The 12,739-nt window shown below is 47.0% G+C and carries 12 protein-coding genes and 7 tRNA genes; 2 read left to right on the forward strand and 17 right to left on the reverse strand.

All coding sequences use genetic code 11. The features are described 5' to 3' along the window. Positions 1-5: 5 nt before the first annotated feature. The 10 genes from BLQ79_RS00210 to BLQ79_RS00255 all read right to left on the reverse strand — a co-directional run bounded on the left by BLQ79_RS00210 (position 6) and on the right by BLQ79_RS00255 (position 3,618). Positions 6-82 (reverse strand) — tRNA-Asp (locus BLQ79_RS00210). A gap of 5 nt (positions 83-87) precedes the next feature. Further along, positions 88-163: transfer RNA gene (locus BLQ79_RS00215), tRNA-Val, on the reverse strand. A 4-nt stretch (positions 164-167) separates the two neighbouring features. Continuing rightward, positions 168-242: transfer RNA gene (locus tag BLQ79_RS00220), tRNA-Glu, on the reverse strand. 4 nt (positions 243-246) lie between these two features. Next, positions 247-322 (reverse strand) — tRNA-Lys (locus BLQ79_RS00225). Positions 323-327: 5 nt separating this feature from the next. Further along, positions 328-402 (reverse strand) — tRNA-Gln (locus BLQ79_RS00230). A gap of 1 nt (position 403) precedes the next feature. Next, positions 404-478 (reverse strand) — tRNA-Asn (locus BLQ79_RS00235). A gap of 4 nt (positions 479-482) precedes the next feature. Continuing rightward, positions 483-557, reverse strand: a tRNA-Gly gene (locus tag BLQ79_RS00240). Between the two features lie 393 nt (positions 558-950). Then, positions 951-1,688: a hypothetical protein gene (locus BLQ79_RS00245; RefSeq protein WP_091362604.1), complete on the reverse strand. Its 738-nt coding sequence runs from the start codon at positions 1,686-1,688 to the stop codon at positions 951-953. Between the two features lie 2 nt (positions 1,689-1,690). Next, positions 1,691-2,584, reverse strand: a complete 894-nt coding sequence (locus tag BLQ79_RS00250) for a nicotinate-nucleotide--dimethylbenzimidazole phosphoribosyltransferase (RefSeq protein WP_091362605.1) — start codon at positions 2,582-2,584, stop codon at positions 1,691-1,693. Next, positions 2,581-3,618 carry a nicotinate-nucleotide--dimethylbenzimidazole phosphoribosyltransferase gene (locus BLQ79_RS00255; RefSeq protein WP_091362607.1) on the reverse strand — a complete coding sequence of 346 codons (1,038 nt, stop codon included), beginning with the start codon at positions 3,616-3,618 and terminating at the stop codon, positions 2,581-2,583. Before BLQ79_RS00255 ends, BLQ79_RS00250 begins: the two co-directional genes overlap by 4 nt. Positions 3,619-3,803: 185 nt before the next feature. Between BLQ79_RS00255 and BLQ79_RS00260 the strand changes: the two genes are divergently transcribed. After that, a complete protein-coding gene (locus tag BLQ79_RS00260) occupies positions 3,804-4,385 on the forward strand; it encodes a hypothetical protein (protein ID WP_091362609.1) in 582 nt (193 codons plus the stop codon). Between the two features lie 77 nt (positions 4,386-4,462). Here BLQ79_RS00260 and BLQ79_RS00265 read toward each other — a convergent pair whose 3' ends face one another. The 7 genes from BLQ79_RS00265 to groES all read right to left on the reverse strand — a co-directional run bounded on the left by BLQ79_RS00265 (position 4,463) and on the right by groES (position 11,066). Beyond that, a complete protein-coding gene (locus BLQ79_RS00265; RefSeq protein ID WP_091362610.1) occupies positions 4,463-5,683 on the reverse strand; it encodes a class I SAM-dependent rRNA methyltransferase in 1,221 nt (406 codons plus the stop codon). 216 nt (positions 5,684-5,899) lie between these two features. Continuing rightward, positions 5,900-7,033 carry an alpha/beta hydrolase gene (locus BLQ79_RS00270; RefSeq protein ID WP_200779792.1) on the reverse strand — a complete coding sequence of 378 codons (1,134 nt, stop codon included), beginning with the start codon at positions 7,031-7,033 and terminating at the stop codon, positions 5,900-5,902. Positions 7,034-7,051: 18 nt separating this feature from the next. Further along, a complete protein-coding gene (locus BLQ79_RS00275; RefSeq protein WP_091362612.1) occupies positions 7,052-7,591 on the reverse strand; it encodes a flavodoxin family protein in 540 nt (179 codons plus the stop codon). Positions 7,592-7,700: 109 nt separating this feature from the next. Then, positions 7,701-8,573 (reverse strand): LysR family transcriptional regulator, encoded by an 873-nt coding sequence (locus BLQ79_RS00280; protein WP_234944872.1) that lies wholly within the window; start codon positions 8,571-8,573, stop codon positions 7,701-7,703. Between the two features lie 41 nt (positions 8,574-8,614). Next, positions 8,615-8,974, reverse strand: a complete 360-nt coding sequence (locus BLQ79_RS00285; protein ID WP_091362616.1) for a DUF488 domain-containing protein — start codon at positions 8,972-8,974, stop codon at positions 8,615-8,617. A 134-nt stretch (positions 8,975-9,108) separates the two neighbouring features. Further along, the gene (gene groL, locus BLQ79_RS00290) at positions 9,109-10,731 is read right to left on the reverse strand and encodes a chaperonin GroEL (RefSeq protein WP_091362618.1); all 1,623 of its coding nucleotides are present in this window, start codon (positions 10,729-10,731) and stop codon (positions 9,109-9,111) included. Positions 10,732-10,784: 53 nt separating this feature from the next. Further along, entirely contained in the window at positions 10,785-11,066 is a 282-nt protein-coding gene (gene groES / locus BLQ79_RS00295; RefSeq protein ID WP_091362619.1) for a co-chaperone GroES, read from the reverse strand. A 268-nt stretch (positions 11,067-11,334) separates the two neighbouring features. Between groES and BLQ79_RS00300 the strand changes: the two genes are divergently transcribed. After that, entirely contained in the window at positions 11,335-12,711 is a 1,377-nt protein-coding gene (locus BLQ79_RS00300) for an AsmA family protein (protein WP_091362621.1), read from the forward strand. Positions 12,712-12,739 lie beyond the last annotated feature (28 nt).

The raw sequence follows: 12,739 nt of genomic DNA on the forward strand, positions 1-12,739 counted from the left end.
AAAAGTGGCGACCCGGATCAGATTTGAACTGACGATCTTCGCCGTGACAGGGCGACATGTTAGACCACTACACCACCGGGCCGTACTTGGTGGGCGATGACAGGTTCGAACTGCCGACATTCTGCTTGTAAGGCAGACGCTCTCCCAGCTGAGCTAATCGCCCACATTGGTGACCCGTGCGAGATTCGAACTCGCGAACCCGCCGTGAAAGGGCGGTGTCTTAACCACTTGACGAACGGGCCATCGTGGTGATCCAACCTAGACTCGAACTAGGGACACCCTGATTAAAAGTCAGGTGCTCTACCGACTGAGCTATTGGATCATAATTGGCAGGGGTAGTAGGGATCGAACCTACGCATGACGGAGTCAGAGTCCGTTGCCTTACCGCTTGGCGATACCCCTATGGCTCCTGAAGTAGGGCTCGAACCTACGACCGATCGGTTAACAGCCGATTGCTCTACCACTGAGCTATTCAGGAAAACTGGAGCGGAAAACGGGGCTCGAACCCGCGACCCCGACCTTGGCAAGGTCGTGCTCTACCACTGAGCTACTTCCGCATTTCAGCAACGATATTATTATATCACTGCAACGTTGTTTGTCAAGTCCTTGTTTCAAGAAACTTTTCTTTCAACGTTTGACGCTGCAGTCTTTGCATCTCTCGATGCCGCTCAATCGCAACGTCATGTTCAATACTTTACCAGACACGTCATCATATGTCAACAACTTTTTACAGAAATATTTTAAACCCGCATCGGACTCCAGTTTTGTAGGTCCATCTTCTCCGATAAAATCTGGTTTTTTTCATGCTTTATCTTCTTTTCTTATAGTTTCTGTTTTTTCATAAAAAACAGTAAAACCACCGGACAGTATTAAAATCTCTTATACTGTCCGGTGGTTTTATCTGTACTTTATGCGTTGGAAATCCTGTTAACTTTTTTACTTTTTCCAGATTACCGGCCGAAAATCTGCAGTCTTCTGTTAAAAATAGAATTATTCTTTTCCGTATAATACCCAAGATACAGAGTTACCGTATTCTCACCGGCCGGATTTTCTATCTGGCTTGTACCATAGGACGTAGCATCCACTATAAAACGCCCGTCCATTGACTGGAATTCTTCGGATAATCCTTCCAGAATGGCCGCTGCAAATGTCGAAATCCCCTCCACAGGTATGGGAAGACCTGCCGTGGCCCCCTTGCGCTTTAAAATGGCCGATACGGCCTTTCCCTGTTCTGTTTTCCCTGCCGTAATATCCAGAGGGCATGTGAAGATAGCGTCTGCTTCCAGGTAGGATATTCCCAGCAGAATATAGTAAAGGGATATCAGATTTTCAGGCGCCACGTGAAGGTCCTGCAAGGAATCCCCGGTTTCATTCAGGCCGGCCTGCAGCGCATCCATAACCTTATTCCCCGGCATCAGAAATTCCTGGCATCCTTTTTCACAAAGGTCCATCCACTCTGCCTTCAATCCTTCCATGGTCAGGTTTTCCTCGCCCATTACCGGTGGCTGATAAAAATAAGTAGCCCCAATCTGAGCGTATGGATTATTCCTGATTATCGGCCGGGTATACAGTCCCGCCTTTTTCCCTTCGGCCTGCAGATATATTTCCGGAACCCCCATATTAACCAGTGCCCCTGCCAGCATATCCGGAGTGAGTTCCCCATTACATTTGATAAATAATGCTTTCATAGTTACTCTGCCTTTCCATAATTCATCATTATCCGGTCAAGAAGGGAAAGTCCTGCTGCCGCTCCAAGCCCCGCGCCGCCGGTAATACCATAATGCAGCATCGGTTCCATATGAAGTGCCTGCATCTGCATCTTATGCACCGGTTCATCATAAGCCAGGGAAGGGAATATTCCCGACAGGACTTCCGGGTACACAATCGTTGCTGCCAGTGCTGCCGCCCCGGACACCGCATCATCAAACACAACCGCTACACCGTTTTTGGCGCATACGGTAATAAATCCGAACATCGCCACAATTTCCGTGGAACCTGTCGCGGCCAGTACTTCCAGTGGATTTTCAGCCAAATTTCCGACTTCTTTAAGGTGAAGACGATATCCATTCTTTCTGGTCGCATTTTCCAGCCGCTGATGAAGAGCCGCCGTTGTCACAGCAAGAGCCGACAGCATATATCTTTCTCCCACATGGCCAAGGCCGACCGCCTCGATTCCCTGCCTGATTACCGCCTGGGCCACAGCCATACCGGCGGAAACCGCACGTTCTGCCGTTTCCTTATCCATAGCCGGGTACCCATGATGCGTACCATGAATAACCTTCTGATGGAGTATGCCGGAAATTGCCGTGGTATCTTTCTGTAAACCTATATCAATCAGATACACTGGCGCATTGATTCTGCGCGCCGCCGCATTAACCGGCCCATATCCCTGTGAAATCACAGCCGCCTCATTAAAGCTCAGGCGCCCCTGTGTCTTATTGACTCCATCCACTGCCGTATCCCCGCAGAAAACAACCAGGGCTTTCCTGAGTGGTTCCTGTCCCCTGTCCTTATACAGAGAAAAAACCTTGTCCTGCATTACATCCCATCCGCTTTTATGGCTTTCCTTACGGTCAAATTTCATGCCTCTACCCCCAGTTCTTCCTTAGTCGCACATTCCTTATATATGTGAAGCACCGTTTCCAGCATATCGCCGGCCATAACGGCAGCCATACCGGTTTCCCACACAGGGTTCAGGGTAGATACCCCGGTAAGGGAAAGTCCCTGCAGTAAATCTTTCTGTCTCCTGTTTCCGCTGAAGCATTCAGAAGCCATCACTGACTGCAGTGAACTTTCAGACAGCGCAAAAGCCAGATAGGCTGCGGCCACGCCGGACAGGCCGTCCAGAATAACCGCGCCGCGCCGGGACGCCGCCCCCAGAATCACCCCGGTGAGGAATCCTATATCTACACCACCTGTTTTCATTAATACATCGAGCGGACTGTGGTTATCCGGCTGATTGGCATCCAGTGCCTGCTGCACCTTTTCTATGGCATCCACCACCTGTTCCTTACTCATCCAGGATTCGGGGCGATATACTTCCGCCGCATTCCACTCTTTCAGCCCGGCAATGACTCCGCACGCCGCCATAGAAGATCCCAGACTCAGGTTCCCCAGGTAAAATAGTTTCTTCCCTTTTTCAATCCATTCTCCGGCCATTTCAATCCCCGACTCAATGGCCTGAATGGCCTGCTGTCGGGTCATTGCCGCCCCCTTGGTAAAATCAGCGGTTCCCTCTGCCACACGCTGTCTGCTTATATGCGGATTGCTCAGCCCCTCACCGGAAAGTCCCGTATCCACAAGGGAAAGCTCAGCCCCTGCAAATGCCGCATTTTTCTCCGCCTCTTTTATCATCTGAGCATACGCCGGATTATCCGGAGTTTCCCTGTTTATAAAAGATCGGGCCGCACCATGCTCAGATAGCGGCGCAATAAGAACCTTTTCCGGATCCTCCGGCATGGTTTCTCCAACCGACAGCGCGTAATGCACCACCATATCCACCGCATTCCCCATATAGGTCAATCCTAAATACAGCCGGTTCCACCGGGTGCGGATTTCTTCTTCTGTCTCAGAGGACAGAGGGACAATTCGATTTAATGTATCCTCTAATAATCCCATATTTATCCTTTCTTATAAAAAAGGGGAATGGCATGGCCGCCCCTCCCCGTGTCTTTTCCTGAATATTATTTACTGTTTAATTATATCATAACCTGTATGGTCCGCTTGAATAACCTGGGCTCCTCCATGTACAATACCATATAGGAAACTCATGTAAATACATATAGTTATACAGGGAGAATATTATGTCTAAACTGAAAAAAGCCGGCATCCTTTTCGCCATACTCATTGCCGGTGCTGCTTCCTGGTTTTATTTTTACTGGATGAACACGCCTGCCTATGCAGCCGGAGAAATCCAGAAGGCAGTACAGAGCCATGATTATGACCTGCTTGCCTACCGGGTGGATTTAAACAAAGTCTATTCAGCCGCCATTGATGATTCTGCGGATGTACTTTCCAAAGATGGAAAAAAGGACCATAGAACCGCCGCTTCACTCCTCCGCAGTTTGAAAAGCCCTATTGCTGACGAACTGGTTCATCAGACACAGCTACGTTTCCAGGGCAAGAAGAAAGAATCATCCTTGTTCGATGAACCTGTAAATGCCATTACTTCCTATCTTGGATTTACTACCTTAACCATCACTCAATGCCTTTCCATTGAAGAAAAAGGTGACCAGGCTATTGTAAGTGTACGTGTTCATGACCGGAAATTAAAACACGATTTCACCTGGAAAGTACTTATGGAAAAAGATGTAAACGGGACCTGGTGCGCTACCCGCATCCTTAATCTGAAAGACTATATCAGAGAAAGAGAAGCTCTGCTGTAATACGCAGGCAGAATGACAAAGAGGCCGGCATCCAAAATGGATGCCGGCCTCTTTGTCATTTTAATTTCTGATTATACTTATACAATCTGGAACAGGAAAAACTTAAGATAATAGGTTTCCGGAACCGACATCAAAATCGGATGATCCGGCGCCTGCTGCCGGGATTCAATCTGCTTTAATGTCACTCCCGCGTCCCTGGCTGCTTCTTTCAGCATCTTGATGAACAGTTCCTCCCCCATAAAATGAGAACAGGAACAAGTAGCCAGATACCCTCCGCGTGGCAGAATCTTCATAGCCCGATAATTGATTTCCTTATAGCCCCGGAACGCTTCATGCACAGTCTGTCTTGATTTGGTAAAGGCAGGCGGATCCAGAATAATGTAATCATACGTATGGTTATGTGTCCGGTCGAGTTCCGTAAGATATTCAAATACATCCGCTTCCACCGCCTCTATTTCCAAATGGTTGCATTCTGCATTATGTTTAACCATAGCCACCGCCTCGGCTGAGATATCCACCGCCGTTACAGAAGCAGCTCCACCCCGGGCCGCATTGAGCGCAAAGGCCCCGGTATGGGTAAAGCAGTCGAGAACATGCCTTCCCCGGGCAATGCTCCCCGCTGCCAGACGATTGAATTTCTGATCCAGGAAAAATCCTGTTTTCTGCCCATTTTCCACATCCACATCATAATGAATTCCATTCTCCACAATATGCGTTATGGTCTTTCTGTCTTCCGGATTAAGAAGCGGAGAGTCAAAGAACCCCTTATACTGCGTGAGTCCTTCCAGTTCGCGTATCTTCACATCATTTCTTTCATATACACAGCTGACCGGAAGCCCATGCTGCCGGAGCACTTCAATCAGGCTGTTAAGGATGATATCTTTGTTCTTTTCTATTCCCAGCGACAGGACCTGCACAGACAGCACATCTCCAAATCTGTCCACGGTAAGCCCCGGAAGCTGATCCGCCTCACCAAAGATGATTCGCATATTATCATAATCTTCCGGCCGCATAACCTGGAGACGGTAATCCAGCGCATAGGAAACTCTGCGTTTCCAGAAGGCATCGTCAAATCTGTCATTGGCATTTGTGGATATAATACGAACCGTGATCTTGGAGTGTTCATTATAAAAGCCGCTGCCTATGAATTTTCCCTTTCCAGACAGCACCCGGACAATCTCACCTGGTTCAATCCCCTCGTCCTTCCCCTTAATTTCAGACCCGTAAATCCAGGGATGTCCCCCTTTGGCTGCCAACTCTGCCCGCTTACTGATTGTTACCGTTTTTAATGCTTCCATACAATTCTCCTGTCAGTAAAATATAGATCTCACATTCCTGCTATTTTACCACAGGTTACATAGATTGATAAGAAATATACCTTTCTCCTGCCTTTTCGTCAGACGCAAAAACACCTGACAGTCTCTTTCACAGAGCTGCCAGGTGTTTTTATGCATGCTGCCTCATAATGGTGAAAATAACAAATCCTGTTCCTATTTCCTTTTTACGAAAGCCACTCAGCCCAGGTATTTATGGAAGAACGCAGCAATCTTATCAAAAGGTATCTTATTCATATTGTCATACAGATCAGTATGGTTTGCCCCCGGAACAATCAGAAGCTCCTTATTATTTCCCTTAAGTTTCCTGAATGCATCTTCAGAGAAGTAACGGGAATGTGCCTTTTCCCCGTGGATAATCAACACCGGATTTTCAATTTCATCTGCATAGGAAAGAAGAGGCATGTTGGTAAATGAAAGTGCACTGGTTGTGTTCCATCCATCGTTAGAATTTAGAGATCTTGGATGGTATGCTCTTCCCTTATAATAAGCATGATAATCCTTAACGAACTGCGGTGCATCTTCCGGAAGCGGATCTACCACACCGCCGGCCCGCTGATATGTTCCATTCCTGTAGTCTTCCGTACGCTGCTGATTGAGGGCTTTACGGCGTTCCATTCGCTCTTTCTTCAGTGTATCACTGTCTTTTTCATAGTCGAAATAACCATTAGCAGTTACACGGCTCATATCATACATGGTGGAAGTAACCGTGGCCTTAATCCGGGTATCGATGGCTGCCGCATTTAACGCCATACCGCCGAAGCCGCAGATACCCAGGATGCCAATCTTATCCGGGTTAACATCACTGCGATTGGACAGATAATCCACTGCCGCGCAGAAATCTTCCGTGTTAATATCCGGGCTTGCCACGTTTCTGACATTTCCACCGCTTTCCCCGATAAAGGAAGGATCAAAAGCCATGGTAATAAATCCCATTTCTGCCAGTTTCTGCGCGTAAATTCCCGCAGCCTGCTCTTTCACTGCGCCAAATGGGCCGGCTACTGCCAGAGCCGGCATTCTGCCCTGTCTGTTCTTTGGCATGTACAGATCAGCAGCCAGTGTAATCCCATACCGGTTATGAAATGTTACCTTGGTATGGTCAACCTTATCGCTCTCTGGAAATGTCTTATCCCATGCGCTTGTCAGCTTGAGATGTTCTTCTCCTTCCCATGGGGTAGAAGAAATCTGATGCACGGCACCGGCTTTTCCGGACTTGCTGCTTACATCCGCCGCATCTACCGGCATTACCAGCCCCGCCAGAGTAAGCCCCGCCAGAACAAAGGAAAACCATTTCACTTTCTTCAGATTTTTCATTTTAACCCCTCTTTGTACCTAAATATGCATTCCTGCATCAAAAGCTTCTTTGAGCGCCATATGATTCTTAATATCCCCCGGTGCTGTCACTCCACCAGCAAAAACGGTTCCTGCCAACCTGCACCTGGGAAAACACTCGACCCAACCAGCCAGACTGCTGATAACCTTATCCGTAGTGTGGGGATTATCATCTGCTGCCGCCATAAGAAGATATACATCCCTGAACCTGTATTCCTGTGGGAATATGGGATTGCACCGGTCCAACAAAGTTTTCAACTGACCGCTTATCCCGTAATAGTAAATCGGCGTAGCAAATACCACCACATCTGCATTTTTTATCTTTTCGGCAATGACTGCCGCATCGTCCTGCATATAGCAACGGAACGTTTTCTGACAGGACAGACACCCGGTACAGAATCCCATTTTTTTCCCGGAAAGAGATATGAATTCTATCTCATTTTCAGCCCTTTCCGCCCCTTGTGCAAAGGCTTTTGCCAGCTGTTCTGAATTGCTGTCCTTTCGTAGACTGGCGGATATGATAACCACTTTTTTATCCACAAAAATACCTCCTGCCCTATAATGAAACCTCTGTCTTTCTGATGATTTCATTATAGGGCAGGAGGTAAAATAATAGCCAATACCCACTATCTTTCTATTATCATGCCTTTCAGGCATTTTTAAAACATTCTTCCATTCGTTTCTTCAGTATTTCTGCCGCCCGGGAAAGGGTATGTTCCTTTTTCCAGACAAAAAAATTACCACTGTGAAGTGCCGGTATAAAAGGACGGAATACCAGGTCCGGCCTGAGATCGGTGCCACAGGGAACCAGTCGATCATAGATAATCATACTTCCCATCCCCTGCTCCACAAGAAAGGCCGCATTATAAGCCAGATTATAGGTAGCTGTAACATGAAGCGACGTATACTCTCCCATCCATCGCTGTATCTCATTTCGAGATGCCAACTGTGACGATACAATGACGGGTTCTTTCCTGAGATCCACAGCACGGATTCCCGGTTTATCCGCCAGAGGATTGTCCTTTCTCATTAGAAGTCCCCATGTATCACGGTAGGGCAGCTGAATATAATGATAATTTTCCGGTGGAATACTGCGGCACAGGAGAGCAAAATCAAGAAGTCCCTTCTCCATATAGTCCAGAGATTGCCTGGTATTTCCGCTCAGAAGATGAAGATGTACATCGGTATACTGGCGAAGCACAGGTGCCAGTGCCTTGATTACATCACGCATGGCTTCTGTTTCCCCGCAGCCTATATATACATCCCCGGCTACCGCTTCCCCCAGATGGGCAAACTCATTCCTGGTCCTCTCTTCCAAAGACATAATTTCTTCCGCTCTTGTCTTAAAAAGAATTCCTGCCTCTGTCAGTGTGGTTCGTCTTTTTCCACGTACAAAGAGGTCTGTGCCCAGCTCCTCTTCTAGTTCCTTTAATTGTCTGGATAATGTGGGCTGTGTCAGATGCAGTTTCTCTGCTGCCTTTGTTATATTTTCCTCTCTGGCCACCGCCAGAAAATACCTCATAACCCGAAGCTCCATACACCCTCCACTTATTTTTCTGCAAACTAAATATTTTCTTCAAGAAACTCCCTGAGCACCACAGCCTGATTATGTTCCCTGTCTTTAGCACCAAATAACAGGGTAACTGGTCCCTCATCCATGTGCTGCCTTATCAAAGTTATAAACGACTCTGTTTCCGGATTATCTTCCAGTTCTTTCCAATATCGCTTCCTGAATTCTTCGTATCTGGACGGATCATGACCAAACCATTTCCTGAGCTCCGATGATGGAGCAATCATTTTATCCCATTCCTTTAATGCTGCCTTTTCCCTGGAAACACCCCGTGGCCAGACCCGATCTACAAGGATACGAAATCCATCTGTCGCATCAGGGGCATCATAGATACGCTTTATCTGTATGTTCATTTTTATCCTCCTGTCATATTTCTATTGTAGCATACGCTTTCTTTTCCTCTTTGCCTGTAATTTTCCAACAAAAAACTGTGAACCCATTGGATTCACAGTTTTTTGTTAACTCTGTAATCTGATAATGATTCAGATTACATCATTCCACCCATGCCACCTGCCGGCATCTGTGGAACTGCTGGCTTTTCTTCCGGGATATCCCCAACTACAGCTTCCGTGGTGAGTACCAGGGCAGCAATACTTGCTGCATTCTGCAGTGCGCTGCGGGTTACCTTGGCCGGATCCACAATACCAGCTGCCATCATATCTTCATACTTATCTTCAGCTGCATTGTAGCCAATGCCTTCCTTGGCTTCCTTAATCTTTTCTACAACGATTGCGCCTTCTACGCCTGCGTTATCAGCAATCTGGCGTACCGGAGCTTCAATGGCATGGCGAACCAGATTGATACCCGTCTGTACATCCCCTTCAGCCTTCAGGCTGTCAAGGCTCTTCTGGATGTTAACCAGGGTTGTGCCGCCGCCGGCAACGATACCTTCTTCTACTGCTGCGCGGGTTGCATTGAGTGCATCTTCCAGACGAAGCTTCTTATCCTTCATTTCTACTTCGGTTGCTGCGCCTACTTCAATGACAGCTACGCCGCCAGACAGCTTAGCCAGACGTTCCTGAAGCTTATCCTTGTCGAACTGAGATGTGGTGTTGGCCATCTGTTCACGAATCTGAGATACTCTCTGAGCGATCAGAGCCTTATCTCCTGCACCGCCGACAATAACAGTGTTGTCCTTGGTAATGCGAACCTGATGAGCGCTGCCCAAATCAGCCGGGGTTGCGCTGGAGAGCTTACGCCCCATATCTTCGCTGATAACGGTTGCGCCGGTGAGGCATGCAATATCCTGAAGCATAGCCTTACGGCGATCGCCGAAGCCTGGTGCCTTAACAGCTGCACACTTCAGTGCGCCACGGAGTCTATTAACTACCAGGGTTGCCAGAGCTTCACCTTCTACATCTTCAGCGATGATAAGGAGTTCCTTGCCGGACTGAACAACCTTTTCCAGAAGTGGAAGAATGTCCTGAAGTACATTAATCTTCTTATCGGTGATGAGGATCAGCGGATCATCCATGACGCATTCCATCTTATCTGCATCAGAAATCATATATGGGCTGATATACCCGCGGTCAAACTGCATACCTTCTACTACGCGGAGGTTGGTTCCCATTCCCTTGGAATCTTCTACAGTGATAACGCCGTCATTGCCAACCTTTTCCATGGCATCAGCAATAAGCTGACCAACTGTCTTATCTGCAGCAGAAATGGATGCAACCTGAGCAATGGCTTCCTTAGTCTTAACCGGAACAGACTTCTTCTTGATTTCTTCAACCAGTCTGTTAACTGCCATTTCAATACCCTTCTTGAGTACCATCGGGTTAGCGCCGGCAGCAACGTTTCTCATCCCTTCATGAATCATGGACTGTGCAAGCAGGGTTGCCGTTGTGGTACCATCGCCAGCTACATCATTGGTCTTGGTTGCAACTTCCTTTACCAGCTGAGCCCCCATATTTTCAATCGGATCCGGAAGTTCAATTTCACGGGCAATAGAAACACCATCATTGACAATGTTTGGTGCACCATACTTCTTATCCAGTACTACATTGCGGCCCTTTGGTCCCAATGTAATCTTAACTGCATTTGCCAGCTGATCTACACCTCTGAGCAGGGCTGCGCGAGCTTCTTCATTATAAAGTACTTTCTTTGCCATAATATCTATGCTCCTCTTTCTATCTCACAAAATAAACCTGATTCACATCTGTATTAAAGAATAGCTAAAATGTCTCTTTCAGACAGAAGCAGATACTTTTCGCCCTTGTCTTCAATTTCAGTGCCGGAGTACTTAGCAAAGAGTACTTCGTCGCCTTCCTTAACTTCCAGAGGAAGACGCTTGCCTTCTTCAGTCATTTTGCCGGAACCTACAGCAACAACTACGCCCTTCTGGGACTTCTTCTGTGCTGTATCTGGCAGCAGAATACCACCCATAGTCTTTGTTTCTTCTTCTTCAACTTTAACCAATACGCGATCTGCTAATGGCTTCAACATTTCTATTCCTCCTTTTATTTCATTGCGATTTCTTTCATTTATTAGCACTCACATCGACTGAGTGCTAACTTACATTACTTATCATACCACCTTTTTCTGTAAATGCAAGTTTTTTTCAAAATTTCATCTGGAGAATATTTTTCCATGGCACACAGAAAATGATGCTTCCGGTACACCGTCACACCATGTACAGGCATATAACCGTATAAGGCGTATAATATGTATATAGTTTATATGTTCAATTACTCCTAGGGAGGAATACGCAACCATGCGGTCATTTATATCCGTAATCCCAAAAAAAATAAAATATTTGTGTACAAAAATCAGACATCTCTATAAAACGCATGGGCGTACTGCCTACGGCATTACCATTATGCTTTCCATTGCCGGCTGCCTCATTATAGGATTCTGGTATTTTCTGACTTCACAGGCTGCCAGTATATTTAATTACACGGTAAACCACCGTCAACTGTTTCCAGGAACTATTACCGTATCCAGATTATCAGCCAATATGCTTGGCCAGGTCAGTTTTGAAAATCTGGAATGGAGGGATACTTCCGGCAGACGACTGGCTACCATCCCGGAAGGTCAATTCCGTGTCAGCATCTGGGATATGCTTACCGGTAGAATTGGGACAACCACACTGAAATCTGCAACACTGAATGGCGGGTATGTCCATCTGTACTTCAATGATCATATGCAGCTGCTTGGAATCACTCCGGATACGAAAGAAACCTCATCCTCCTCTGATGAAAAAGAGGATCTGAGCATTACGGGACTGAAAGGTAATCATAAGTTTATCTGCCAGCTGAATCTGAACAATTTCATTGTAGAAACCACATCTCCTGACCGTCATCTGGTCATCACTAATTTCAACGCAGCCATGGATATAAATACCGGAAAAGTGTCTTCCATTCAGTGTTCTACCGGCCATTTTGAAGGAACAGTCTCTGCCGCCGGCTTTACCCTGGATGGAACCATTGATTTTGCTCCGTCGGTTCCCCGGTATAATCTTGCCCTCTTTATAAAGGACTGCAATCCAAAATCCCTGAACGTGGGCATCGATATTGATGATCCGGCTTCCGTCCGTGCCCGGATAGATGGCGATTTGCCAGATCCTATCATTTCCGGAAAGCTCATGCTGTCGCGCATGACACTGCCAGGACTTCCATTTGAAAACGTAAATGGCCACTTCATTTATCATAACGGCCGCCTGGATGCTGATAACGTAACCGCCAGCGTATTCGATGGCCAGGTCAGTGCCCATGGCAATTTCGACATTGACCACAAAACCTATAAAGCATTCATCCGGGGTGTCAATCTAAAAGCCAGCCAGGCTGCAAAAGGCAGTCATATCCGCTGCCTGGTAACCCTGGACATGTGGATGAGTTCTGATCCTATACGTCATCAGGAAATAGGAGGTACATTTTTCTCCGGCCCAGGGAAATACATTATTCTTCCCTTTAACCGGATTTCCGGGCGTTTTGATAAGAAAAACGGCGTCCTTGCTTTTCATGATGTAGTTATCAGTCTTGCGCTGGGCGATGTAACCACGGATGGGTTCCACTTTACCCCATCCGGTGTGAGACTGGACCCCATTTATCTGGATAACCGTCTCACCGGCGCCCGGGAACGTGTTTACTGATTTCTCTTTCCCAAAATGACAAAAAAGC

The sequence above is a fragment of the Dialister histaminiformans genome (genome assembly GCF_900103425.1).
In the GTDB taxonomy this organism is placed as follows: Bacteria; Bacillota; Negativicutes; order Veillonellales; family Dialisteraceae; genus Allisonella; species Allisonella histaminiformans.

Bases quoted from the DNA above. Each gene is read 5' to 3' on its own strand.
- BLQ79_RS00270 (WP_200779792.1), bottom strand. From the start codon at position 7,033: ATGAAAAATCTGAAGAAAGTGAAATGGTTTTCCTTTGTTCTGGCGGGG.
- BLQ79_RS00250 (WP_091362605.1), bottom strand. From the start codon at position 2,584: ATGAAATTTGACCGTAAGGAAAGCCATAAAAGCGGATGGGATGTAATG.
- BLQ79_RS00245 (WP_091362604.1), bottom strand. From the start codon at position 1,688: ATGAAAGCATTATTTATCAAATGTAATGGGGAACTCACTCCGGATATG.
- BLQ79_RS00300 (WP_091362621.1), top strand. From the start codon at position 11,335: ATGCGGTCATTTATATCCGTAATCCCAAAAAAAATAAAATATTTGTGT.
- BLQ79_RS00280 (WP_234944872.1), bottom strand. From the start codon at position 8,573: ATGAGGTATTTTCTGGCGGTGGCCAGAGAGGAAAATATAACAAAGGCA.
- BLQ79_RS00260 (WP_091362609.1), top strand. From the start codon at position 3,804: ATGTCTAAACTGAAAAAAGCCGGCATCCTTTTCGCCATACTCATTGCC.
- BLQ79_RS00265 (WP_091362610.1), bottom strand. From the start codon at position 5,683: ATGGAAGCATTAAAAACGGTAACAATCAGTAAGCGGGCAGAGTTGGCA.
- BLQ79_RS00255 (WP_091362607.1), bottom strand. From the start codon at position 3,618: ATGGGATTATTAGAGGATACATTAAATCGAATTGTCCCTCTGTCCTCT.
- groL (WP_091362618.1), bottom strand. From the start codon at position 10,731: ATGGCAAAGAAAGTACTTTATAATGAAGAAGCTCGCGCAGCCCTGCTC.
- BLQ79_RS00285 (WP_091362616.1), bottom strand. From the start codon at position 8,974: ATGAACATACAGATAAAGCGTATCTATGATGCCCCTGATGCGACAGAT.
- groES (WP_091362619.1), bottom strand. From the start codon at position 11,066: ATGTTGAAGCCATTAGCAGATCGCGTATTGGTTAAAGTTGAAGAAGAA.